Source organism: Pseudidiomarina salinarum (assembly GCF_000753715.1).
In the GTDB taxonomy this organism is placed as follows: Bacteria; Pseudomonadota; Gammaproteobacteria; order Enterobacterales; family Alteromonadaceae; genus Pseudidiomarina; species Pseudidiomarina salinarum.
Map to the genome: position 1 here is coordinate 1,089,972 of NZ_JPER01000001.1, position 24,220 is coordinate 1,114,191.

Annotated in this window: 17 protein-coding genes; 10 read left to right on the forward strand and 7 right to left on the reverse strand. The window is 54.4% G+C overall.

What is annotated here, in order from left to right; all coding sequences use genetic code 11:
• Window position 1: 1 nt before the first annotated feature.
• Entirely contained in the window at window positions 2–1,243 is a 1,242-nt protein-coding gene (locus IDSA_RS05245) for a lipoprotein-releasing ABC transporter permease subunit (RefSeq protein ID WP_034774782.1), read from the reverse strand.
• Window positions 1,244–1,398: 155 nt separating this feature from the next.
• On the opposite strand from IDSA_RS05245, the gene mfd reads away from it, so the two are divergent.
• The 6 genes from mfd (at window position 1,399) to IDSA_RS05275 (ending at window position 9,621) form a co-directional block, all read left to right on the forward strand.
• A complete protein-coding gene (mfd, locus tag IDSA_RS05250) occupies window positions 1,399–4,875 on the forward strand; it encodes a transcription-repair coupling factor (RefSeq protein ID WP_034774783.1) in 3,477 nt (1,158 codons plus the stop codon).
• A 10-nt stretch (window positions 4,876–4,885) separates the two neighbouring features.
• A complete protein-coding gene (locus IDSA_RS05255; protein WP_034774784.1) occupies window positions 4,886–5,962 on the forward strand; it encodes a CsiV family protein in 1,077 nt (358 codons plus the stop codon).
• 22 nt (window positions 5,963–5,984) lie between these two features.
• Window positions 5,985–7,775 carry an ExeM/NucH family extracellular endonuclease gene (locus IDSA_RS05260; protein WP_034774785.1) on the forward strand — a complete coding sequence of 597 codons (1,791 nt, stop codon included), beginning with the start codon at window positions 5,985–5,987 and terminating at the stop codon, window positions 7,773–7,775.
• Between the two features lie 93 nt (window positions 7,776–7,868).
• Window positions 7,869–8,411, forward strand: a complete 543-nt coding sequence (locus tag IDSA_RS05265) for an RNA polymerase sigma factor (protein WP_034774787.1) — start codon at window positions 7,869–7,871, stop codon at window positions 8,409–8,411.
• Window positions 8,408–8,782, forward strand: a complete 375-nt coding sequence (locus IDSA_RS05270) for a hypothetical protein (RefSeq protein WP_034774789.1) — start codon at window positions 8,408–8,410, stop codon at window positions 8,780–8,782. Before IDSA_RS05265 ends, IDSA_RS05270 begins: the two co-directional genes overlap by 4 nt.
• The gene (locus tag IDSA_RS05275) at window positions 8,779–9,621 is read left to right on the forward strand and encodes a PDZ domain-containing protein (RefSeq protein WP_034774791.1); all 843 of its coding nucleotides are present in this window, start codon (window positions 8,779–8,781) and stop codon (window positions 9,619–9,621) included. Before IDSA_RS05270 ends, IDSA_RS05275 begins: the two co-directional genes overlap by 4 nt.
• A gap of 68 nt (window positions 9,622–9,689) precedes the next feature.
• Here IDSA_RS05275 and IDSA_RS05280 read toward each other — a convergent pair whose 3' ends face one another.
• Window positions 9,690–10,154 carry an Hsp20 family protein gene (locus IDSA_RS05280; RefSeq protein ID WP_034774793.1) on the reverse strand — a complete coding sequence of 155 codons (465 nt, stop codon included), beginning with the start codon at window positions 10,152–10,154 and terminating at the stop codon, window positions 9,690–9,692.
• A 187-nt stretch (window positions 10,155–10,341) separates the two neighbouring features.
• On the opposite strand from IDSA_RS05280, the gene IDSA_RS05285 reads away from it, so the two are divergent.
• On the forward strand, window positions 10,342–11,706 hold the full coding sequence (locus IDSA_RS05285; protein ID WP_084694044.1) for an alkaline phosphatase: 1,365 nt from the start codon (window positions 10,342–10,344) through the stop codon (window positions 11,704–11,706).
• A 10-nt stretch (window positions 11,707–11,716) separates the two neighbouring features.
• On the opposite strand, the gene asnB is transcribed toward IDSA_RS05285, so the two are convergent.
• From asnB to IDSA_RS05305, 4 genes are all read right to left on the reverse strand, one after another.
• The gene (gene asnB / locus IDSA_RS05290) at window positions 11,717–13,732 is read right to left on the reverse strand and encodes an asparagine synthase (glutamine-hydrolyzing) (RefSeq protein ID WP_034774795.1); all 2,016 of its coding nucleotides are present in this window, start codon (window positions 13,730–13,732) and stop codon (window positions 11,717–11,719) included.
• Between the two features lie 25 nt (window positions 13,733–13,757).
• The gene (locus IDSA_RS05295) at window positions 13,758–14,822 is read right to left on the reverse strand and encodes an aspartate/ornithine carbamoyltransferase family protein (RefSeq protein ID WP_034774797.1); all 1,065 of its coding nucleotides are present in this window, start codon (window positions 14,820–14,822) and stop codon (window positions 13,758–13,760) included.
• 122 nt (window positions 14,823–14,944) lie between these two features.
• Window positions 14,945–16,381 carry a sodium:solute symporter family protein gene (locus tag IDSA_RS05300; RefSeq protein WP_034774799.1) on the reverse strand — a complete coding sequence of 479 codons (1,437 nt, stop codon included), beginning with the start codon at window positions 16,379–16,381 and terminating at the stop codon, window positions 14,945–14,947.
• On the reverse strand, window positions 16,365–16,859 hold the full coding sequence (locus tag IDSA_RS05305) for a hypothetical protein (RefSeq protein WP_051986079.1): 495 nt from the start codon (window positions 16,857–16,859) through the stop codon (window positions 16,365–16,367). Before IDSA_RS05305 ends, IDSA_RS05300 begins: the two co-directional genes overlap by 17 nt.
• A 130-nt stretch (window positions 16,860–16,989) precedes the next feature.
• Here IDSA_RS05305 and IDSA_RS05310 point away from each other — a divergent pair, with 130 nt between their 5' ends.
• The 3 genes from IDSA_RS05310 (at window position 16,990) to IDSA_RS05320 (ending at window position 21,439) form a co-directional block, all read left to right on the forward strand.
• A complete protein-coding gene (locus IDSA_RS05310; RefSeq protein WP_051986080.1) occupies window positions 16,990–17,400 on the forward strand; it encodes a 2-amino-4-hydroxy-6-hydroxymethyldihydropteridine diphosphokinase in 411 nt (136 codons plus the stop codon).
• Complete coding sequence (locus tag IDSA_RS05315) at window positions 17,397–18,110, forward strand: SDR family NAD(P)-dependent oxidoreductase (protein ID WP_034774801.1); 714 nt, start codon at window positions 17,397–17,399, stop codon at window positions 18,108–18,110. Before IDSA_RS05310 ends, IDSA_RS05315 begins: the two co-directional genes overlap by 4 nt.
• A gap of 77 nt (window positions 18,111–18,187) precedes the next feature.
• Window positions 18,188–21,439: a S41 family peptidase gene (locus tag IDSA_RS05320; protein ID WP_034774804.1), complete on the forward strand. Its 3,252-nt coding sequence runs from the start codon at window positions 18,188–18,190 to the stop codon at window positions 21,437–21,439.
• A gap of 73 nt (window positions 21,440–21,512) precedes the next feature.
• Here IDSA_RS05320 and acnA read toward each other — a convergent pair whose 3' ends face one another.
• Window positions 21,513–24,188 carry an aconitate hydratase AcnA gene (acnA, locus tag IDSA_RS05325; RefSeq protein WP_034774806.1) on the reverse strand — a complete coding sequence of 892 codons (2,676 nt, stop codon included), beginning with the start codon at window positions 24,186–24,188 and terminating at the stop codon, window positions 21,513–21,515.
• Window positions 24,189–24,220: the final 32 nt, after the last annotated feature.

Consider the following 24,220-nt stretch of genomic DNA (forward strand, 5'->3'; position numbering starts at 1 on the left):
CTCACTCATAACGCAGGGCTTCAGCTGGCAGCACACGGCTGGCCCGCCACGCCGGATACAGAGTCGCCAGCAGTGTCAGAATCACTGCCACCAGCACAATCAGGGTAATTTGTTCAGCTTCCATCAGTACCGGCAGACCACCGGTTCCGGCCATACCGGTATTAATTCCTAACACATCCAGTATATTGTTCAGGTACAGGCAGGTTGCTAAGCCCACCAGTAAACCACCAATACTGCCGATCACGCCGTTGCTCAGGCCCTGCACCATAAACATCAGATACAGACTGCGGCGACGCAAGCCCATGGTCTGCAGAATCGCGATATCCGCGCGCTTATCCTGAATCAGCATCATCAGTGACGAAACGATATTAAAGGCCGCCACCGCGATAATAAGCCCCAGCATCAGGCTGACCATGCGTTTTTCCATGCTCACGGCATCAAAGAGCTCGCCGTAGCGCTCGCGCCAGCTTTCCAGCTGATAATCGTCACTTAACACGGCCTGCAATTGTTGCTGCGCCGGTAATGCCTGGAACGGATCCTCAAAGTAGTAGCGTAACCCGGATACCTCGCCATCGGCCATCCTCAATAAACGTGCGGCATCGACGCCATGCATGATGAGTAATTGGCTATCGGCTTCGGATTGCATGGCGATAATACCGGCGACGGTAAAGCGGCGCTGGGCCGGCATCAGCCCCAGTGGCGTGTACATGCCGCCCGCTGCCGCGATTACCCGCAGCGAGTCACCGGGCCACACATCCAGTTCCTGCGCTAACGCCTGACCGATAAGAATCCGGTAACTACCGGGCACCAGTGCCTCAAGTTCACCAACCTGTAAATGCTCGCGCAGCGGTCGCATCTGCACTTCACTGCCCGGCGCATCAGGAAAAACACCCTGAATAAGCACCGGCCGCAACCGGCCTGCGCCCTGAATAACCCCGGCGCTACTTACTTGCGGCAGCACCGCGCGCTGCCCTTCCACTACCGGTAGCCGCGCGGCCAGTTGCTGCCAGTCGCGCAGGCCTTTTTGATCCACCGGGGTTACGGTCAGCTGGGGTACTACGCCTAAAATGCGTTGTTTAAGTTCCTGCTCAAAGCCATTCATTACCGAGCCGACTACGATAAGCGCAGCGACGCCCACCAGAATACCCGCCAGCGCGAAGCGATTAATAAACCGCGTAAAGCGGCTGCCATGGCGAGCACGGCTATAACGTGAGCCAAGAAATAAAGCGGTCGGCTGAAACATAGTTTTCCCAGAATTCTCCCAGAGTTCTCCCAGATTCAAGCGCCAGGTAGGTGCGCTGCAAGCATAAAGAAATCTGCGCGCTGATCCAAGCAGCAAGTTCAGGTATACTTTATTGCAATCCATTTGCAGTCACGTAGCAGAGACTTACCCCATTCATGACAAAGGCTTCCATTTTAACTCCGCCCAAGCCCCTGAACGCCACCAAAGATATAACCTGGCAGCAGCTTTCCGGTAGTAGCGTGGCGCTGGCCCTGGGGCAGCTTACCGAGCAGCATCAGCGTCCGGTTCTGATCGTCACGCCCGACGCGCCTCAGGCACACCGGCTCGAGCAGGAAATCCGCTATTTTGCGCCCAGCCTGCGCGACCAGATCATGGTCTTTCCCGACTGGGAAACCTTGCCCTACGACAGCTTTTCGCCCCATCAGGACATCATCTCCGAACGGCTGAGCGTACTGGCACGCCTGCCTGACATGCAGCGCGGCGCCCTCATTGTGTCGATCAATACCCTGATGCACCGTATTGCGCCGACGGGCTATGTCAGCGGACAGGCCTTACAGCTCAATAAAGGCCAGGTGCTGGATATCCACGGCTTGCGGCAGCGGCTTGAACGGGCCGGCTACCGCCATGTGCATCAGGTGATGGAACATGGCGAATTCTGCGCGCGGGGCTCGTTGCTCGACTTGTATCCGATGGGCAGCACTGAGCCCTACCGCATCGACTTTTTTGATGAAGAAATTGACTCAATCCGGGTCTTTGATCCCGAAACCCAGTTGTCATCGACTGAAATCGAAGCAATAAACCTGCTGCCGGCCCATGAGTTCCCAACAACCCCCAGTGCCATCGACGGGTTCCGGGCGCGCTACCGCGAGCAATTTGGCGCCTCCAATGAGCGGGATTCTGTTTATCACCAGGTATCCAACCGCCAGTTCCCGGGCGGTATCGAGTATTATCTGCCGCTGTTTTTTGACGAAACAGCCAGCTTATTCGATTATCTGCCGGAAGATACACTGCTGGTTACCTTCGGCGACCTGCAGGGCAGCCTCGACTCACTCTGGCACGATGTACTGCAGCGCTATGAACAGCGTCGCTACGACACCCTGCGGCCGTTACTGCCGCCCAATGAGTTGTTTCTGCCCGTTGATCAAATTCACAGCCAGTTTAAAAATCTGCCACGGATCCGGGCCTTTGTACCCGACGATAAAGCCCAACCAGGCCCACAAAAGTTCGCCACTCAGCCAATCGGCGAGATTGCCGTTGATCACCAGCTTAAAGATCCGCTGCAAAAGCTGCGCGCACGGCTGGACCAAAGCTTTTCAGCCGGCTATCGCGTGTTATTCGCGGTGGAATCTGCAGGACGCCGTGAAACCTTACGCGAGTTGCTGGGCCCGCTGCTACTCAATTTGCCTGAGGTAAGCACCTTCGCAGACTTTATTGCCGGCCGCGAACCCGCAGCAATCACCGTAAGCCCGGTGATTAATTCGTTTGAGATCACCGAACAGAAAGTGCTGGTGATCACCGAGACTGAATTGCTTGGCAATCGCATTGTGCAACGCCGCCGGCGCGATCAAAAAGCCGCCATCAGCACTGAACAGATGGTGCGCAACCTTGCTGAACTGCGTATTGGCCAGCCGGTGGTTCACATTGATCATGGCGTTGGTCGCTACCAGGGTTTGCAGACGCTGGATACCGGTGGTGTTACCACTGAATTTGTAACTATTGAATACGCGGGCAACAGTAAACTCTACGTGCCGGTCGCCTCACTGCATGTGCTTAGCCGCTACAGCGGCGGCGAGGAAGCCAGCGCACCGCTGCATAAGCTCGGTAACGATCACTGGGAAAAAGCCAAACGCAAAGCAGCTGAAAAGATCCGCGACGTGGCTGCGGAACTGCTTGATGTTTACGCGCAACGAGAAGCCAAGCCCGGCTACAGCTATCAGCTTAACCAGGACGATTATCAGCGGTTTGCCAACAGCTTCCCGTTCGAAGAAACCGAAGATCAGCAGGTCGCTATCAACGCGGTGCTTGACGACATGCAATCTAATCGTGCCATGGACCGGCTGGTCTGTGGGGATGTCGGCTTCGGTAAAACCGAAGTGGCCATGCGCGCCGCCTTTGTAGCGGTTAATGACAGCAAACAGGTGGCAGTACTGGTACCAACCACCTTGCTGGCCCAGCAGCATTACGAGAACTTTAAAGACCGCTTTGCCGATACGCCAATCCGCGTCGAAGTGCTGTCACGCTTTAAAACCGGTAAGCAGACCACGCAAATACTTGCTGATCTGGAAGCCGGCAAAATCGATCTGGTGATTGGTACCCACAAGCTGTTGCAAAACGACATTAAGTTTCAGGATCTGGGCCTGCTCATTGTCGATGAGGAACACCGTTTTGGTGTGCGCCAGAAAGAGTCTATCAAACGCCTGCGGGCGGATGTAGACATCCTTACGCTGACCGCGACCCCTATTCCGCGCACCCTGAATATGGCAATGCACGGCGTGCGCGACTTATCGATTATCGCCACCCCACCGGCCAAGCGCCTGGCGGTGAAGACCTTTGTCCGCGAATACGATAAAGCTACCGTCCGCGAAGCCGTACTGCGGGAGATTTTACGTGGTGGCCAGGTCTATTTTCTCCATAACAACGTCACCACCATTGCCAAGGCCGCCGAAGACCTTGCCGAATTGGTGCCCGAAGCGCGGATCACTGTCGCCCACGGGCAAATGCGTGAGCGCGACCTTGAGCGCATTATGTCGGACTTTTATCACCAGCGTTATAACGTGCTGGTCTGCACCACCATTGTCGAGACCGGTATCGATATACCCACGGCCAATACCATCATTATGGACCGCGCTGACCATCTGGGCCTGGCGCAGATGCATCAGTTGCGCGGCCGGGTTGGTCGTTCGCATCACCAGGCCTATGCCTATCTGCTCACGCCTAATGCCAAGCGGATTACCAAGGACGCTCTGAAGCGCCTGGAGGCCATCGCGCAGCTGGAAGACTTAGGCGCTGGCTTCATGCTCGCCACCCATGACCTGGAAATCCGCGGCGCCGGCGAACTGTTGGGGGATGAGCAAAGCGGCCAGATCGAGACCATCGGCTTCACCTTGTATATGGACATGCTGGAACAAGCCGTAACGGCCCTTCGCGAAGGCCGCGAGCCGGCTCTTGATCAGTTGCTCAATGCACAGTCTGAAGTGGATCTGCGGGTGCCGGCGCTACTGCCTGAAACCTATATTCCCGACGTCAATATTCGGCTCAGCCTGTACAAACGCATTGCCAGCTCAGACGACAGTCAAACGCTACATGAACTGCAGGTAGAAATGATCGATCGTTTCGGTCTGCTGCCTGATTCAGTGAAAAATCTGGTCCGGGTTACCGAGATTCGTAACCGCGCCGGCCGCCTGGGCATTCGCAAAATTGAAGGCAGCGCCCAGGGCATTACCTTCGAATTTGGCGAACAAACCAAGGTTTCGCCAAACTATTTAATTACCCTGATCCAGCAGAGTCCGGCCGACTATCGTCTTGATGGTCCCAATCGTTTACGTATTCTTCGCAAAATCGAAGATACTCATGGGCGGATGAAACTGGTAGAGTTCCTACTTGACGAATTTGCACAACATAGCAGCAATTAAGAGGATTACTATGGCAAGGTTCTGTCGGTTACTGACAGCCGCACTGCTGGCAACTGCCGCTGGCAATGCCCTGGCTCAGTCTGATCCTGATAAATGGCGCTGGTTTGAAGTCGAAGTACTGATCTTCAGGCACCAGGCCAACACCGGCCCAGCAGAGGAATTTGCCTGGCAGGGACCCGGCCAGGCCACAGGGACCACCCGCGACCTGCTCACGCCTTATTATGCGCCTGACTTCCTGAGCTTTATCGGGGAAGCCCCGCCATGTGAGCCTGACGAAAACGATCTGCTGCTGCAGGAAGACAGCTTACAGTGGATGTGTCATCGCCCGGAAGAACTCGAACCGACAGAAACCGCCGACTGGTATCAGGCCGGGCGGCTGCTGGCGCTACTGCCACGCGCCCCGTCAACCGTCATTGACGGCGCCGGGGGAGACATCAACGAAGCCTCTCGTCCGTTTCTGCTATCCGACGCCTACCACGAGCTGACCACCATGCGCCAGCAACTGGTCCAGCGTAATGTCGGACAACCCCTGTTGCATCTGGCCTACCGCCAGCCGGTTTTTAACCGGAATCAGCAGTACAAGTTCCGCCTGTTTGGGGGCCGGAACTACGGCCGTGAGTTTTTACCTTCAGGTTATGAAGTTCCGGATCCTGAGCAACAGCAAATTATCCCTGCCGATGCGCTGGATCAGTTACTGCAACTGACCGAGTCCGGCCAACTGAACTTTAGCGTTAAACCTGACCGGACACCGCCCCCGCCGCCGCTTCTTGATCCCCGGGCACCGGGTGAACTGATCGAGTCGGTATGGGAGCTGGACGGCGTCTTGCATATTTATCTGGTGGGAAATTACCTGCATGTCGAAAGTCAGCTGGAGCTGCGCGAGCCACAGCAGGTTGAATTCAGCACCACCAGCTTAGCCAGTCAGGCCACCCAGGCCCTGGTAAACAAGGGGCCGCAGCGCTTTTTACGGCGCTATGAGATCGCCCAGTTGCGACGGGTTATTTCGCACGAAACACATTACTTTGATAATCCCAGGTTAGGTCTGGTGGTACAAATCCGCCGCACCGACTTATCCGCTAAGCGCTAAAAAATTACTGGAAGCCCATCTCATGAATCGTCCCGGTTTTATTAAATTAGGCCTTGCTGTTGTCACCCTGCTTGGCCTGGCGGCCTGCGACTCACCGGATCCAGTCGTTAACTGTGACTCGGCCACCCATACGCTGACTGAAGTACAAGGTACCGGTAATGCATCGCCGCTGGCTGGCGATTCCGTAGCGCTACGCGGCGTGGTTACCGCCACCTTTCAGGGCCCGGGCGAACTTGGCGGCTTTTACCTGAGCAGCCCCGCTGACACTGAAAATGCAACCGCCGGTATTTTTATTGCTACCGCAGCAAGCGACCATCAGGTAAAAGTTGGTGATGATGTGTGGGTGCAGGGGGTGGTTGAGGAAGCAAATCAGCAAACTCAGTTAAGCTCAGTGCAACAACTTCAGTTATGCGGCAGTGGCAAGCTACCGGAGCCCGTCACCCTCGAACTACCCGTTGCTGATCGCCAGCAGTTTGAGGCGCTTGAAGGCGTGTTAGTTACCCTGCCCCAGAACCTCATCGTAAATGGCCATTATCAACTGGCACGCCACGGACAGTTTCAGGTCGCGCCTATCCGTATGTATACGCCCACGCAGGTCAGTGCGCCGGGCGCCGATGCCGCTGAACTCGCCGCGCGTTACCGCTTAATGCGTCTGACCATAGACGATAACCGCAGCCCGCAGCCGCGTGAGGTGATCTATCCCGCGCCGGCGCTGGCCGCCGACAACACCCTGCGTAGCGGCGATACCATTGAACCTGTAACCGGCATCCTGAGTGAATTTAACGGCGATTACCGGTTGCAGCCCACCACCCCGGTTCGGGTTAAGGTGACCAACCCCCGCCCGGCACCGCCAGCAGATGCACCAGCAGACAGCGTCCGGGTAGCGGCTTTCAACGTACTTAATTATTTTAACGGCGAAGGCGAAGCCAAAGCATTCCCTACCGAGCGCGGCGCCAAAACGCTGGCGGATTTTGAACGTCAGCATCAGAAAATCCTGGCGGCGCTGATCGCCCTGGATGCGGATATTGTCGGCTTGATGGAAATTGAGAATGACGGCTTTGGTGAGCATAGTGCGATTTATCAGCTTACCACCGCATTGCGCGAAGCGACCGGCGCGCCCTGGCAGTTTATTGACGCCACCAGCAACGCAGATGATGGCCGTTTTGGCACCGATGCCATTGCCAACGGACTGATTTACCGCGCCGACCGGGTCGCCCCGGTGGGTGACGTGCTGACCGTGCGCGCAGGCCCGTTTCTCAATCGCAGCCGTTTACCTATGATTCAGGGCTTTAAGCCAGCCGATGGTGCTGAGACCATGGTCATCGCCGTAAACCATTTTAAATCCAAAGGCTCCTGCCCGCAGGACTCAGCCAACCCCAATGCCCGTCAGGGCGATGGCCAGGCGTGCTGGAATGCGGTGCGGGTTGAATCAGCCAGGCTACTCACCGACTTCATTGCCAGTCATCCGCAACTAAGTTCGCATCAGGCACGGGTACTGCTGGGCGATTTCAATGCCTATGCCATGGAAGATCCGATCCAGGCGTTACTGGCTCAGGGATACCATAATCTGGTCGAATCCTTCGAGCCCGGCGGCTACTCCTATGTTTACGATGGCCAGGCAGGCAGCCTGGATCATTTACTGGTTTCTGACGCGCTGAAAAACCGGGTGCTGATGCAAAAGCACTGGTCGATAAACGCCGACGAGCCGACCGCCCTGCAATACCAGTATGGTGGTGATCAACCTGGCTGGTACGCACCAAATCCATACCGGTCTTCTGACCATGACCCCGTTTATGCGGATATTCAGTTTTAAACTGAATTCATTTTAACCGCTTGTCACATTCGTCGTCCCTGGTGCATCTTAGCTATAGTAACTAGTACTGAGACAGCCACGGGACGACATCTTTTGAATACAGGTTTTGGAACAGCCCTTGATAGCCAGGTTGTCCGGCACGCCCAGCAGGGTCGCCGGGACGCGCAGCGGCAGCTGTTCGAAACTTTTCAGCGGGCCGTACTGAGTTCACTGACCGGCCTGTGCCGGGATCGTGAGCTGGCGCGGGATCTCGCGCAGGACGTCTTCATCCAGGCTTTTGACAAACTACCGCAATTGCGTGATCCAGCTGCCATCGGTGGCTGGCTAAAGCAACTGACAGTGCGTACCGCGCTGGCTCACTTCCGCCGCCCGCAGCTGTTGGTATCGGAGCCAGAGGATATGCCCGAGCCTGACGCCCGGGACTGGCTCAGCCAGGCCGACTGGCTTAGTCAGCAGGACGATATCAAAGCACTTCTCAGTATCCTTGACGATCACGAACGGCAATTAGTGTGGCTCTATCTGGTCGAAGAATATACCCACACTGAACTGGCAGAGTTATTTAGCGTACCAGCCGCGACCATCCGGCAACGTTACCATCGGGCTTTGCAAAAATTGAAACAACGGAGTAGCGCATGAGTGCAAATCAGCTGACACCAGCCGAGCAACAACTTAAGCAGCGTCTGCAGCAATGGGCTGAACAGGAAACAGCGGATAAGCCCCTGTCGTGGGAAGCGGGCTGGTTGCCCGCACGCCGGCAGCCCTCGCCGTGGCGCTGGCTGGCACCAGGCGCGGTAGCAGCCGCGATTGGCTGGTTCTGGCTGGTACCCGGCACCGCGCCGGATCCGGCACAACCGCCAATGTTATTAGCCGATAATTATCAGCTCGACGCGATCGATAAAGAGTTACAACAGGCTTACTTAATCAGTGCTGATCAGCAGCATATTGATTCGCTGTGGCAGCAACGAAAAACCGCTGCTATGGATTCACCACAGGAGTATGAACTATGAATACCTCAGCTAAATTTCTGGCACTGGCAATTGGTAGTGCGCTCATGGCCTCCTCCGTGCAGGCAAGCACCCAGGAAGATGATGCGCGCCAACTGGCCCGCGCCGCGGCAGTAGAAGCAGCCAAAGCCAGCGGTAAAGAAGATAAGGTCAGCTATGAAGAGCCAGCCCGCAGCTATTTTAACTGGGGCGGAATCGTTCGTCCCGATGGCAAGATCGTATCGGTTCGTGACGGTTCTGTCGCGGCCAGCATGGGCGTGCAACCCGGTGACGAGCTGCTAAAAGTAAACGGCAATCCGGTATCGGGCAATTCTCTGAAAGAGATGCTGGCACCCTTTGACAATCTGCAGCACGGTGACAGCTTTACCGTAACCGTAGGGCGGGACGGCACTGAACACCAGTTCAGTGGTGAAGCCAAAGCAACGGTGATACCGGGCTGGCGCTTAGAAGTGGATGTCGCCATGGAAGAGCAACAGGTTGGCACCACTGAAGGCGAAGGCTGTGGCCGTATCAGCGTGTTTTTCACGCCGCCGGTAACCCGTGATTATTATCCCGCTTTCATTGATAGCGTGGATGGCGAAACGGTACGGGTACAGAATCCGAATCTGGTCGTCAGCGCCGGTGAACATACCATCGGAGTACACGAGCTGATTGAGGATCCCAGTGTGCGTCGCAGAAAAAGCTTAGCGACCGAAAAGGAATTTCAACTGACTGTCGAGCCGGATACAACCTATTATATTGCCGCGCATTTTATCCGCGAAAAACGGTTTGACCGGGTCAATCAGGGTTACTGGGAACCTATCGTATGGAAAGTAACTGAACAGGAATGTACAGTTGAATAAAATACCCTTGAATAAAATCAGAAAGGCAGCCCTCAGGGCTGCCTTTTACTATTAAAGCTGAGCTGTTATCAGGCGCTTTTCTTAGTCGCACCTTCCAGCAGATTCAGTGATTTACCAATTTCGATGCGCTTCGGCTTCATCGACTCGGGCACCACTTTTTCAAGGCCTATAGTCAGCAGGCCATTACTCAGTTCAGCGCCGATGACTTCAACATGGTCAGCCAGGTTGAATTTACGCTCGAAGCTGCGGAACGCGATGCCTTTATGCAGGTATTCGCCCTGCTCAGAGTCTTCGGCTTTTTTACCCTGAACTTTCAGCACGTTGTTTTCGACTTCAAGCTCCAGCTCGTCTTCGGCAAAGCCTGCCACCGCCAGGGTGATCGCATAGCGGTTGTCGCCAACTACCGCAATATTATACGGCGGGTAGCCACCGGCACCGTTGCCGTCGCTGCGCATCGCTGCATCTAACAGCCGCGCCATACGGTCAAAGCCAATACTGCTGCGATATAATGGGGATAAATCAATAGTAGCCATAATCATTCTCCTGAAGAAGCAATGTTAGTTAATGCCGCAGCTCTCTTTGAGACACCGCGGTCAGAATCTATATAGGATCTGGAAAACGATTTTCAAGTCTGCCTGTTACGATATTTTTTGTCACAAAAAAGTCATGTCCCTATGATATTATCCCCGCCGATAATTGTGATACCAACAGGATAGAAATATGTCGTCTCTGAATTTCCTGACTCCGTTTCGGATCATTTTAGCGACCAGCGTCATTCTCAGCGGTTGTACTCAAACCAACGATAAATCCAGCGAACAACATCAAGCCGAACCACCGAATATTATCTTTATGATTGGTGACGGCATGGGTTTTGAATACATTTCAGCCTATCGCTATGCCATGAGTGAGCCTGGTGCCGGCACCCTCGCAGCAACGCCGTTTGATGATTTACTGCTGGGCGCGGCCACCACCTACCCCGACGATACCACCTGGGTGACGGATTCTGCGTCCAGCGCCACAGCACTGGCTACCGGCGTCAAAAGCTACAATGGCGCCATTGGCGTTGATGCGGACAAGCATCCGCAGCAAAGCATCATGGAACTGGCTCGCGCCAACGGCTGGTATACCGGCGCCGTCTCCACGGTTCAGGTTAATCACGCCACCCCGGCGTCATTTTTTACCCATCATCCGTCACGCAAAATGTATGAAGCCATTGCTGATTCACTGGCCACGCCGGTGCAGCCCGGCGTCTGGAGTTTTGATGTGTTGCTCGGCGGCGGCTATCGCTACTTCAACCGGGATGACAAAAACTGGTTGCCTGAACTCGAGCAACAAGGCATGCAGGTCATCACCGAATTTGAGCAGTTAGCAACAACCACCACCACCCCGCTGCTGGGCCTGTTTGCCCCGGTTGCGCTGCCAGCAGCTATCGATGATCAGCCGCGGTTGGCCACGATGACCGAAAACGCCCTGCGCCTGCTGAGCGCGAAGCAACAAGAACAACAGCAGCCCTTTGCGTTAATGATTGAGGGTAGTCAGATCGACTGGTGTGGCCACGCTAATGATATTGCCTGTACGGTACACGAAATGCATGATTTTGCTCAGGCCATTGACGTGGTGCGTGCCTTTCAGCAACAGCACCCCAATACCCTGCTGATCATTACCGCTGACCATTCGACCGGTGGCCTGACCCTGGGACAAGGCGGCGAATATGCCTGGTACTCAGAGAAAGTCATGGGGATCACTGCCTCGCTGGAGGTGATGACACGGGATTTGCTGGAGTTACCACGGGATCAATGGCGGGGTTATTTGCAACCGCGGTTAAATCTGGATGTGACTGAAGATGAATGGCAACAGATTCTTGCAGTAGAGATTCCGGCGGCAGCCAGAGGGCGGGATCGCCAGTATGCTATCGGCAAGGTTCTGGCAGCGGTGATTAGCACCCATACCCGAACCGGCTGGACCACCACCGGTCACACCGCAGTGGATGTGCCGGTAATGGCCATTGGGCCCGGTTCAGAAGCCTTCCGTGGCTATCAGGACAATACCGACATCGGTAAAGCCCTGCTTAAACTGATCCGCTAAGGCCTGTCCGTTACACATGCCAGCCCAGCTCATCGGCGCGCTTCCGCGCCATGGCTGGGACATCTGTTTTAACAAAGTGATGATGCATGATCTGCACACCCAGCATATGGTTGATGACCGCATCTAACTGCACTTTCTCATCAATGGGTACACCTGCTGTTTCATGCTTCTCAAAGGTCAGCTTCACCTGCGCATAATCCAGCAAGCCCGCCTCTTTGACCGCTTCTTCAGATAAGAACAGATTAGCCAGTTTCATCAAGGCCTTCCATTTTTCCGGATCGGTGTGAGCCGGTGGCGCCATAAAGGCAAACTTCTCACGCTTATACAGGGTTTCCGGCAGCAGACCTTTCATCGCTTCACGCAGAACATACTTCTCTTTGTTGCCTTTGATGCGCAGATGCGGCGGCACGGTAAACGCATATTCCGCCAGATGATGATCGAGAAAGGGTGGCCGTGCTTCCATCGAGTTAGCCATATCAACCCGATCGCCGCCCCAGGTCAGGATCTGCCCTTCGAGCATGGTTTTAATCCAGACATATTGCGCCCGGTCAAGCGGATGACGGCCTGATAACATGCTTTCATCCAGGGTATCGGCTATGGCTTTGCCCGGATCATATTCCTGAACTTCTTTACGGCGATCCTCGGCGATCAGTGGCAATGCTGTATCGGCACAGGACAACCACGGCTGCACGCAGCTCGGGGTGAAGCCCATTTTGGCGTTAAACGCCGGGCTGACAAACTCTTCCCGCGCCAGCATCGCACCTTTAAACAGTTTGTTGTTCTTCTCGAGCAGTTCCTGCCAGTCTTTACGTTCACCTTCCGGCAGATGGTCCAGGCCGTGCAGGAACATATCTTTCCGGAATGCCGGATAACCAGCGAAAAGTTCATCTGACCCCTCACCCGTCAGCACCACTTTGTAGCCAACCTGATGCACCTGCTGGCTCATCAGATATTTAGCTACACCCAGGGTGTTATAAATGGTGCGCTCGGTATGCCAGATGGTTTTGACGAAATGGTCATAAAGGTCTTCGGCTTTCAGCCGCATGATATGGTGATCCGAGTCGGTGGCTTCCGCCATCTCCTGGGCAATCACAGTTTCATCATACTCATCGGAGTCAAAACCTATGGTGAACGCCTTCACTGAGGTCTGGGTTGCTGCTGCTGATAACCCCAGAATCGCACAGGAATCAATACCGCCAGATAAGTAACAGCCCACCGGAACATCCGCGGTCAGACGGTGCTGCACGGCTTCCAGCAAATGCTTACGCACGCCATCGATATAAATCTGCTCATCAACTTCATCGCCAGGATACTCATGTTCCTGCGGAAAGTTCACATCCCAGTATTTGTGTTCGCTCAGTTCCAGCTTGCCATCACGACGCTGGACTTTAACCACATGCCCCGGCGCGACCTGCTTAATACCTTTAAATGCCGTGCTGCCTGGCACCATCACCTGGATCAGCTGGTGATAAAGGCCTTCGCTGGAAAACTCACGTTTCACTGACGGATGGGCGAAAATAACTTTCAGCTCAGAGCCAAACACCACGCCTTCGTCGGTTTCAGTATAATAAAGCGGCTTGATACCAAAGCGATCCCGCACCAGGTACAGGGCGTCTTCTGATTTCTCATAAAGGGCGAAGGCAAACTCACCGCGCAAGTGGGTCAGGGTTTCTTCCAGGCCTTCACGCTCGAATAAGTGCAAGACAATTTCTGAGTCACATTTACTGCGAAAGCGCGCACCACGGGCAGTTAAGTCAGCGCGGATGCGTTTAAAGTCATAAAACTCGCCGTTGTGCACCATCATCAGGTTACTGTCGTCAGACAAAAACGGCTGTTTACCACGCGCTTCGTTCAAATCAATGATGGTCAGTCGGGCGTGGCTGAATCCTACGCCGGTGTCATCAATAATTTCATAGCCATAACCGTCAGGGCCGCGATGGTGCATGATAGCGGCCATGTTAACCAGGGTTTGCGGATCAGGCCGGTTGTTGGCCTGTTGATTAAAAACTCCTCCAATTCCACACATAGTCGTTCAATTCCTTATAGTCGATTCATACTACATCGATCACACGTTCAGCGCGCTCTACCATGCAGGTGAGCAGGGCCATGCGGACAAATACCGCACCGCGGGCCTGGCTGAAATACCAGTTATGTGAGGTGTGATCCAGATCGGTACTCAGCTCTTCGCCACGAGCCAGCGGATGCAGAATAATTGCATCGGGCTTCAGGTTTGAGCTGGCGGACAGTTGAAACTTATTACCGTAGCGGTTGAAGGTATCGCCTTCCCACGAAATCGCGTTGATATAAATCACATCAAGCGTTGGCAATACTTCTTCCATATCCTCTGTCAGCGTGATTTTCAGGCCGCGTTTTTCAAGTTCCTCGCGCTGGCCTTCGCCAAACAAGTCTGCTTCGCTGGTTTCGTCGTGAATAATGACCACTTCTGACGCCATATTCGGAAACAGCGACATGCATTTGAGCAGGCTCCGCACCGTTCGCATCTTATTCGGAACACCGATGACGCCTACCCGTATCGGATTCTCAGGTTTTTCCTGCACCAGCTCTGGCTTCCATTTAAAAATAGCATACATGTCAGCCATTGCCTGCGTGGGGTGCTCATCAAGCCCGTTACCCGCGTTCACAATCGGAATGCGCAGTGAATCCATGGTTTCGTAGATGGATTCCTCGTTATTGTCACGCAGCACCACGCAATCACCGTAGTTGTTAAACATTTCCGCGACATCCGACAGACACTCGCCTTTTGCCAGGCCGGTGGTAGAACGGTCGGTAATTGACATAATATCGCCACCAAGGCGATGCCAGGCGCTCTCAAACGACAACCGGGTACGGGTGCTGGGCTCGTAAAACGCGCTGATCAGTATTTTCCCCTGTAGCGGAGAACTGAAACGTCGCGGATTACTTTCAATTTTTGCCGCCAGCCGGAACAGTTGCTTCATGGTTTCTGCATCAAGCTGATCCGCCGCAATAATATGCTGCGCTGATAGCTTGACCAGATAGTCGCCGTCTTCCTGAATAGCCCTAAGCAATGCTTTAGGGTGTGCGTCTCCATACACATCAGGACGTTCACGTTCAAACGAAACGTCATCTACATTCATACTGAGTTACCATAATTGTTTAGAAAGAAAATCTTTTACCCATAGCACCGCCAGAATCACGGGTGCACAGGCGGTTAACAGCAAACAGGCCATTACCAGAATGCTGAAGGCATCCAGACTGATCATGTGTTGGTCTCCTGTTCCTGCATTTGCTGCCAGTCAAAAGCAGTACGACAGCGCCATACCCCGACCGCACAAATGATTGCCGATACCAGACAAGACACCAGCGCGGCAACATAAAAACCAACCAGGAAGTAGCCGGCTAATCCCGCTAACGTACCCACTACCATTGCCGTCGCTGCGTACCCGCCGCGTAACCTGGGCTGATATAACCCTAGCACGACCGGGAAGATTGTGCTCGCCACGAAGGCGCCGGCAAAGTTAAGCAGCGCCCCGAGCGTGGCTAGCTGCGGCAGGCAAATCAGCCAGGTCAGTACGCCAAGCCCGACGATGCTGTAACCGTTAAAGCGCATCAGGTGCTTGTCGCTGGCCTGCTTGTTGATTTTTTTATGATAAATATCCCGGGTGATCAGGTCCGAGGTTGCGGCCAGCAAGGAGTCGAGGCTCGATGCCAGCGCCGAAAACACCACTATAAATACGATCACAGCGCCCGCCTTGCCTAACACTTCGGCTGCCACCATGGGGCCAACCATGTCCGCGCTGGGCGGGAAGATTCCTAATTGCGGTGCCGCCAGCGCGATGAACCCGGTCACTATAGGAATCGGCAGCCATAACAGACCACCAAGCAAAAACGCCTTAAAGGCAACCTTGCCTTTAAAGGCCAGCGCCCGCGACCACCATACATTCGAGTGAAATATCTCGCCAAGGCCGAAAAAGATATTATTGAAAAGGAACATAATGGCGGCAGGAAACAGCAGCTCCAGTAACTGCGGATGATTGGCGCTGACTTCCTGATGGATGCTTTCCAGGCTCACCGTATCAATCAGGTACCAGGCAATAAATACCACGCCAATAATAATAATCAGCGCCTGAATAAAATCCGTAGCGATAACGGCCCGTAGCCCGCCAAACAGCGTGTAGCCCACACAAATAATCAGAATCGCTGTCATGCCGATGTGGTAGTCGAGACCACTAAGGGCCTGCAGCAAAATGCCACCGGCCATACCCAGACTAATCAGCCAGCCAAAGGCATAAATCACCGAGATGATAATAAAGGCCCACCAGGCCGGCTGACCGTACCGCAGGCGAATAAAATCACCCGAGGTATACCCGTTCGGCATCAGTTTTTTGATACGGGCGGCCAGCGGCGCAAACAAAATAAGGCCCAGCGCCGCGAACGAATAGCCCACCATGCCCCAGATGCCAAACTGATAAGTTAGCTGCGGCGCAACCAGGGTGGTATTACTGGTGACCCAGGTCGCCATGGCGGTGGCCGACGCCAGTGCCAGGCCGACGTTACGTCCGGCCAGGGCAAAATCTTCATGGGTCTTGTTAGCGCGCCCCAGATACCAGCCAAAGGCGATCCAGGCGATGCCGAATAGCAGCACCAGCCCCAGGCCCAGCGAACTGTTCAGTGCGAACTCAGTGGTCTCGGTCATGTGTCACCCAGTGCATCCGCACAATCAGTAATACCACAATTAAAAACAGCAGCAGCCCCGCGAAGAACAAGCTAAACGCCTGCCATAACGGATAATGCAGCACCTCAACTTCAATCACGTTGCTGGTGCCCGCGGCCGTGTTCACCCGAAAGTAATAGGTGCCGTCAGCGAAGCCACTTAAGGTGGTTGCACTGAAATCGCCAAACCAGTTGAATTCTGTGGTGATGCTGGAAAAATCAGCGTCGGCTGATTGCTGGATAGTCAGGTCAGAGGTTGGCGGATTATCCAGGGATAAGATGAAATAACCTTCCCGCACTGTGGTGTCGGGTCCGCCCAGAATGTATTCATCAGGCGGTTTTATTTGCGCTTCTGACTGCGCCGGGGAGTACGCCGGGGAGTACGCAAGGGAGGGCCGCGCCGTAAGCGTGAGGAATAAAAACAGAGCAGTGTAAGTTACCAGCCTGATTGGGTCGGGCACGTTTCCTTCCTGTAACTAGACAGTCTTTAGGCTAGCAAGCCCGCCCCATCATTTCAACTCGGAGGGATCTGTCTTTTGCCGGTCACCGTATCAGGGTATGCTTACAGGCAGAAAAAACGAGGCGAAGCATATGAGTTATTTATTTCTTTGTAGCATGGGGGCCAACATCCGCCCTGAACAGCATTTTGCTGCAGCGCAGGAGCTGATAGCCGGCCTGGGCGTCGCACGCTATTCGCGTGCCATCTATACCAAACCGGTGGCAATTGAGACCTCTAGCGACTTCCTTAATGCCTTGTTTTTGCTTGAAACCGGCTGCACCGCAGCAGAACTGAAACAGCGTTTCAATCAGATCGAAGTGGCGCTGGGCCGGGATCGTTCCGACCCGCAAAGTAGTCAGAAAGACCGGCCGATGGATATCGATATTATCGGTGAGCTAACGCCCGGTGAAGCCGCACAAGTGTGGCAACAGGTACCGGATTACCTGACTGAAATTACCGCCCCGCTTTATCAGCTGTCTTTACAACAGGAGCATCTGGCATGAGTAAACAACCCGTGGCACTAATCACCGGCGCCGGCCGCCGCTTTGGCTTTGAGCTGGCGAAAGCGTTGCTTGACGAAGGGTATCGCGTGTTCGCTCATTACCGCAGCTCCGAACAAGGCATTCGTGAACTCGAATCACTGGGCGCCGAGCCGGTGCAGGCTGATTTCGCTAAGCTGAGTGAAGTTGAACAGCTAATACAGAATATCCAGGCAAAAACCGCACGTCTGGATTTACTGGTGAACAACGCTTCCAGTTTCTTTGATAACGGTACCGTTGATGAGGAACTGGCTAACCTTGAAGCCGTATTTCAGGTTCATGCCATGGCGCCCTACTTGCTTATCAAGGGGCTCGCACCCCAGCTGAAAGCCGCTGATAACGGGCTGGTGGTCAACATTACTGATATTTATGTCGACAGCCCCACCGTGAACCATATCGCCTACTGTGCCGCTAAAGCCGGGCTGGCGAATCTTACCCAGGCCTTCGCCAAACATCTGGCACCGGATATCCGGGTAAATGCCATTCAGCCCGGCCCGATCCTGTTTTTACCTGAACATGATTCTGAGCATCGCAGACAGGTACTGGAACAAACGCCATTGCAGGTGGAGGGTGGTCTGCAGCCGATGATTGATACCGTTCGCTTCCTGCGCGATAACCCCTTTCTCACCGGCGAATCGATCAAAGTGGATGGTGGCCGGGCACTAAATATTTAGTTGCATTTAACCGTATGCGCTTTGGCGGGCTCTGTGCTATTACTGTTTAAACCTCTCTTTCTATTAAGGAAACAGTCATGGCTTCTTTTCGCCCCCTCTGGCTGGTCTGCAGTCTGTGCCTGGTTTCGGCAGCTGCAACTGCCGAAGATACCCGTTTACTGCGACAACCCGATATTTCTGCTGATCACCTGACCTTCGTCTACGGTGGGGATATCTGGATTGCTGACCGCGATGGCAAAAATCCGCGTCAGCTCACCAGCCACCCGGCCAGTGAATTCGCGCCGTCCTTTTCACCCGATGGCAACTGGGTCGCTTTTTCGGCGACCTATGACAACAATACCGATGTTTATGTGGTGCCTGTTGAAGGTGGTCAGCCAGCGCGGCTTACCTGGCATCCCAATGCCGATACGGTTAACGGCTGGAGCCCGGATGGCACCAAAGTACTGTTTGCCTCAAACCGCGAGATCCGTAACAGCCGCAGTAACCAGCTTTATCAGATCCCTGTCAGTGGCGGCTATCCGGAAAAACTGATGGAAGCCGTGGCCTACGAGGGCCAGCTCTCTGACGATGGCAAAAAGCTCGCCTACCGCCCCAACAATATGGCTTACAGCGGCGCCAGTGGCTGGCGTCTGCATCGCGGTGGCAGCACCCCACCGGTCTGGATTTTGGATCTTGAGCAACAACAGCTGGAGAAAATACCCCACCCGAACGCCAATGATTTCAATCCGTTCTGGCTGGGCGACAGCGTGTATTTTTTGTCGGATCGTGACGATGTTGCTGTTAACTTATTCCGCTACCACAACCAGCAGGTCGAACAGCTCACCAAACATAGTGACTGGGATCTACGCAGTGCCAACGGCCACGACGATACCATCGTCTATGAGTCTGGCGGCTATCTGTACCAGCTGGAAGCCGCTACCGGCCAGGCCAGCAAGCTGAACCTGAGCCTGACTACCCAGTCAGAGCAGCGCCGGCCGCAATGGAAAGACGCCAGTAAAACCCTGACTTCAGCGGAACTCTCAACCACCGGGCAACGGGTTATTGTCAGCGCCCGCGGCGATGTGTTCACCGTGCCGGTAAAAGATGGTTCTACCCGTAACCTGACCCGCAGCTCGGGTGTGCGGGAATTTGACGGGCTCTGGAGCCACGATGGCAGCCAGGTGGCCTACATCAGCGACCAGGGCAATAAGCACCAGTTGGTACTGGCGCCACAGGATGGTCTCAGCGATCCGCAAATATTCCCGCTTGGCGATACCGGCTATTTCAATTTACTGGGCTGGTCGCCTGACGATAACCGCCTGGTTTACCAGGATAATCACCTGAATATCTATGTGTTTGACCTGGCTAAAAAGTCCAGCCGCAAACTGGACACCACACTACGCCGTTCAGAGTTTAATGTGGCCTTCTCGCCTGACAGCCGTTATCTGGCCTATACCTGGGTCGGCAGCAATTATTTCAGCCAGATCAAACTGCATGATTTCAGCAACGGACAAACCTACACCGTCACCGATGGCATGGGTTATGCCGATCATCCGGTATTCAGCCAGGATTACCTTTATTTCACCGCCTCGGTGAATACCGGACCGTCGCAGGTAGGTCTTGATTTATCGACCCGCGAGCGGCCGGTCCGTAAGGGCATCTACGCCATGGTGCTGGCCGCCGACGGTCAGTCCCCGATGCTGCCCAAGAGCGGCGATGAAGAAGTCAAAGCTGAAGACGATAAAGCGTCTGACGCCGATAAACCGGCTAAGCCAGCGGTTAAGGTTAAGGTTGATTTCCGGGGCTTAAGCCAACGTGTGGTGGGTCTGCCGATTCCCGAGCGTAACTATGACAGTCTGGCCGTCGCAGAGGATGGCGCGCTGTTTTACCTTGAGCGCCCCCAACCAGGCGTCAGCACTGAATTGCCAGGCACCAATACCCAGAACGCCTCCACCTTACATCGCTTTGACTTTACCGAGCGCAAAAGCGCGGTAGTGGAAGAGGATCTGGCAGGCTTTACCATCAGCCCGGATGGCAAAAAGATCCTGCTGTTCGCAACGCCAAATCAGATCCGTATTGGCGATGCCAAAGCCAAAACCGAGGCCAAGCCACTGGATTTAAGTCAGGTGCGCAGCTTTATCGATCCCATCGCCGAATGGCAGCAGATCTTTGATGACGCCTGGCGCATGCAGAAAGAGTATTTCTATGACCCCGATATGCATGGCATCGACTGGGCCGCTATCTACGATAAGTACCTGCCGATGCTGAAACACGTGCAGCGCCGCGAAGATCTCAACGATGTGATGGTCGAGATGATCGCTGAACTGCAGGTAGGCCATAACCGCATTGGCGGCGGCGATATCTACCGCGACAGCGGCACCAATATGGGTCTGCTGGGCGCTGACTTCGTAATTACTGACAACCGTTATCAGCTTAAGAAAGTCTATACCGGTGACGTCTGGAGTCCGTACCTGGAAGCGCCACTGGCGGTCCCTGGTTCAGCGGCCAGGGCCGGTGACTTTATTATGGCTATCAATGGCGTGCAGTTAACGGCCCGGCAGAACATCTACACCCTGCTGGATAATACCGTGGGCAAACAGGTGGTACTGACTCTGGCCGATGATGCTAAAGGTACCAACAGCCGCGATATCCAGGTGAAACCCGTCGCTAACGACAGTACCCTGCGGTTATGGGACTGGGTGGAAGCAAACCGCCGCTATGTGAATGAGCAGACCGACGGCCGGGTGGCTTATGTATACCTCCCCAATACCGCAGACGGTGGTTTCTACTTCTTTAACCGGATGTTCTTCGCCCAGGTTGATAAACCGGCGCTGATTATTGATGAGCGTAAGAACGGCGGCGGCCAGGCGGCTAATTACATTACCGAGATCCTGGCCCGGCCTTTCCTGGCTGGCTGGAAAGATCGCGATGGCTTAACCTTCTCGACCCCGGGTGGTGTGATTACCGGTCCGAAAACCATGCTGATTGATCAGGATGCCGGTTCAGGTGGTGATTTCCTGCCATGGGCCTTCAAGCGCCTGGGGCTGGGCAAACTCATAGGTACCCGTACCTGGGGTGGCCTGATCGGCATTTCGGCTAACCCGCCGATGATTGATGGTGGCTCCCACGTGGTGCCCTTCTTCCGCTTCTATACGCCGGACGGCGAATGGCGGGTAGAAAATGAAGGCGTGGCGCCGGATATTGAAGTCATTCTGGACCCGATTGCGGTGAACAAGGGCCGTGACCCGCAGCTTGAGCGGGCGGTTGAGGAAACTCTGCGCGAGCTTAAGCAGAACCCGCCAAAAGATTACAGTGAAGCACCGCCAATGCCCGAAAAACTCGGGCTCTAGGCGGTCATCTGAGCAATAAAAAAAGGCCGGTCAGGTAATCTGACCGGCCTTTCTATTTAAGCACTGACAGTGATTATTCGATCATCTGCCGTAACACGTAGTGCAGGATACCGCCGCTGCGGTAGTACTGCATTTCAGTGTTGGTATCGATGCGGCAGTACACTTTAAACTCTTCTTCAGAGCCGTCCTCGCGTACCGCTTTCACAGTCAGTTCCTGACCTGGCTTGAGGTTATCATCAATGCCCAGGATGCTGACGGTTTCGGTGCCATCAAGGCCATGTGCCTGCGGCCCCTGCCCGCTTTCAAACTGCAAGGGTAATACACCCATACCAATCAGGTTGGAACGGTGAATCCGCTCAAAGGTTTCAGCAATAACGGCTTTCACGCCCAGCAGGTTGGTGCCTTTGGCAGCCCAGTCACGGCTGGAGCCGGTACCATATTCCTTACCGGCAAACACCACCAGCGGCGTGCCCTCTTCCTGATACTTCATAGCTGCATCATAAATGGACATTTGCTCGCCACTTGGCACGTGGCAGGTATAACCGCCTTCGACATCGTCCAGCATCTGGTTCTTGATGCGGATGTTGGCGAAGGTACCGCGCATCATCACTTCGTGGTTACCACGGCGGGAACCGTACGAGTTGAAGTCTTTCGGTTCGACCCCTTTCTCCTGCAGGTATTTACCCGCTGGTGAGGATGGCTTAATGGCGCCTGCTGGCGAAATATGGTCCGTCGTAATCGAATCGGCGAAGATAGCCAGTACCCGGGCATCGTTGACGTTCTTCATGGCCGGCACTTCTTCAGCAATTCTGTCGAAGTAAGGCGGTTTTTTCACATAAGTAGAGTCGCTCCAGGCATAGGTATTACCCTCTGCCACCGGAATAGACTTCCACTCGTCATCGCCCTCAAATACTTCGGCATATTCTTTGCGGAACATCTCGCCATTCACATGACTAACCGCATCAGCAATCTCTTTATTACTTGGCCAGATGTCTTTCAGGTAAACCGGGTTGCCATCCTGATCGTTACCCAGTGGATCCTGAGTCAAATCAATACGGGTAGTACCGGCCAGAGCGTAAGCGACCACCAGCGGCGGTGACGCCAGCCAGTTGGCCTTCACATCAGAGTGAATACGGCCTTCAAAGTTACGGTTACCGGAAAGCACCGACGAAACAATCAGGTCGTTATCAATAATTGCCTTGCTGATTTCTTCATCAAGCGGGCCTGAGTTACCGATACAGGTCGTACAGCCGTAGCCGACCAGATTAAAGCCCAGCTCATTCAGATAAGGTGTGAAACCGGCCTTCTTGAGGTAGTCGGTAACAACGCGTGAGCCCGGTGCCAGTGAGGCTTTTACCCAAGGCTGACGTTGCAGACCTTTCTTGATCGCTTTCTGCGCCACCAGGCCGGCCGCCATCAATACACTCGGATTCGAGGTATTGGTACAGGACGTAATGGCGGCAATAACCACATCACCATGTTTAAGTTTAAAGTCGCGGCCTTTGACCTCAACTTCTTTGTCTTTCTGGTCGCCCTGACCGCTGGTTTCCAGCATCAGGTCAAAGTTGCTGCCCAATTGTGGCATGGCAACCAGATCCTGCGGCCGTTTCGGACCAGCAAGTGAGGCCGTAACATTATTCAGATCAAGTTCCAGCGAGTCAGTGAATACCGGCTCTTTGCCCGTTTCACGCCAGAGGCCCTGAGCCTTGTAATACGCCTCAACCAGATCAATGGTTTCCTGATCGCGGCCGGTTAGTTCCAGATAACGCAGAGTTTCTTTATCAACCGGGAAGAAGCCACAGGTCGCGCCATATTCAGGCGCCATATTACCGATAGTCGCCCGGTCAGCCAGTGGCAGGTGATCCAGCCCCGGCCCATAGAACTCAACAAACTTGCCGACCACACCATGCTTACGCAGCATCTGGGTAACATGTAAAACAAGGTCAGTCGCGGTGACGCCTTCATGCAGCTTACCTGTCATGCGGAAGCCGATGACTTCTGGTATCAGCATGGAAACCGGCTGGCCCAGCATGGCCGCTTCGGCTTCGATACCGCCAACGCCCCAGCCGAGCACGCCCAGGCCGTTCACCATAGTGGTGTGCGAATCAAGGCCAACACAGGTGTCTGGCATGACCCAGGTCTTATCGCCCTGCTCTTTAGGCCAGGCCACTTTAGCCAGATACTCCAGGTTTACCTGGTGACAAATACCGGTACCCGGCGGCACCACACGGAAGTTTTCAAAGGCCTTCTGGCCCCAGCGCAGGAACTGGTAGCGCTCGAAGTTACGCTCCATTTCAATGCGTACGTTTTCTTCAAAAGCTTCCGGAGAGGAGGATTTATCTACGGTAACCGAGTGGTCAATGACCAGATCCACTGCTGACAGCGGATTAATCTGATTTGGGTTTTTGCCGGCAGTTTCCATGGCATCACGCATGGCCGCGAGATCAACAATGGCCGGCACGCCGGTGAAATCCTGCATCAGTACCCGCGCCGGGCGATACTGGATTTCACGGTCTGATTTACGGTCGGCCAGCCATAATGCGACTGCCTCAATATCTTTTTTGGTGACGGTGTTGCCGTCTTCATTACGCAGTAAGTTCTCCAGGAGAACTTTCATCGATGCCGGCAGCCGGTCAATGTCGCCAATGTTCTTTAGTTTTTCGGCTGCTTTGGGCAAGCTGTGATAATGGTAGGTTTTGCCGTTAACCTCTAACGTACTTAAGGTATTAAAGCTGTCGTTACTCGACATATTTCGCTCCTCCTCGATGAAAGCTGTAGTTC

What these genes read in the sequence shown, in the direction of transcription:
- IDSA_RS05245 (WP_034774782.1), bottom strand. Translation starts at nt 1,243, where the DNA reads ATGTTTCAGCCGACCGCTTTATTTCTTGGCTCACGTTATAGCCGTGCT.
- mfd (WP_034774783.1), top strand. Translation starts at nt 1,399, where the DNA reads ATGACAAAGGCTTCCATTTTAACTCCGCCCAAGCCCCTGAACGCCACC.
- IDSA_RS05275 (WP_034774791.1), top strand. Translation starts at nt 8,779, where the DNA reads ATGAATACCTCAGCTAAATTTCTGGCACTGGCAATTGGTAGTGCGCTC.
- IDSA_RS05260 (WP_034774785.1), top strand. Translation starts at nt 5,985, where the DNA reads ATGAATCGTCCCGGTTTTATTAAATTAGGCCTTGCTGTTGTCACCCTG.
- IDSA_RS05270 (WP_034774789.1), top strand. Translation starts at nt 8,408, where the DNA reads ATGAGTGCAAATCAGCTGACACCAGCCGAGCAACAACTTAAGCAGCGT.
- IDSA_RS05280 (WP_034774793.1), bottom strand. Translation starts at nt 10,154, where the DNA reads ATGGCTACTATTGATTTATCCCCATTATATCGCAGCAGTATTGGCTTT.
- IDSA_RS05300 (WP_034774799.1), bottom strand. Translation starts at nt 16,381, where the DNA reads ATGACCGAGACCACTGAGTTCGCACTGAACAGTTCGCTGGGCCTGGGG.
- IDSA_RS05255 (WP_034774784.1), top strand. Translation starts at nt 4,886, where the DNA reads ATGGCAAGGTTCTGTCGGTTACTGACAGCCGCACTGCTGGCAACTGCC.
- IDSA_RS05310 (WP_051986080.1), top strand. Translation starts at nt 16,990, where the DNA reads ATGAGTTATTTATTTCTTTGTAGCATGGGGGCCAACATCCGCCCTGAA.
- acnA (WP_034774806.1), bottom strand. Translation starts at nt 24,188, where the DNA reads ATGTCGAGTAACGACAGCTTTAATACCTTAAGTACGTTAGAGGTTAAC.
- asnB (WP_034774795.1), bottom strand. Translation starts at nt 13,732, where the DNA reads ATGTGTGGAATTGGAGGAGTTTTTAATCAACAGGCCAACAACCGGCCT.
- IDSA_RS05320 (WP_034774804.1), top strand. Translation starts at nt 18,188, where the DNA reads ATGGCTTCTTTTCGCCCCCTCTGGCTGGTCTGCAGTCTGTGCCTGGTT.
- IDSA_RS05315 (WP_034774801.1), top strand. Translation starts at nt 17,397, where the DNA reads ATGAGTAAACAACCCGTGGCACTAATCACCGGCGCCGGCCGCCGCTTT.
- IDSA_RS05295 (WP_034774797.1), bottom strand. Translation starts at nt 14,822, where the DNA reads ATGAATGTAGATGACGTTTCGTTTGAACGTGAACGTCCTGATGTGTAT.
- IDSA_RS05285 (WP_084694044.1), top strand. Translation starts at nt 10,342, where the DNA reads ATGTCGTCTCTGAATTTCCTGACTCCGTTTCGGATCATTTTAGCGACC.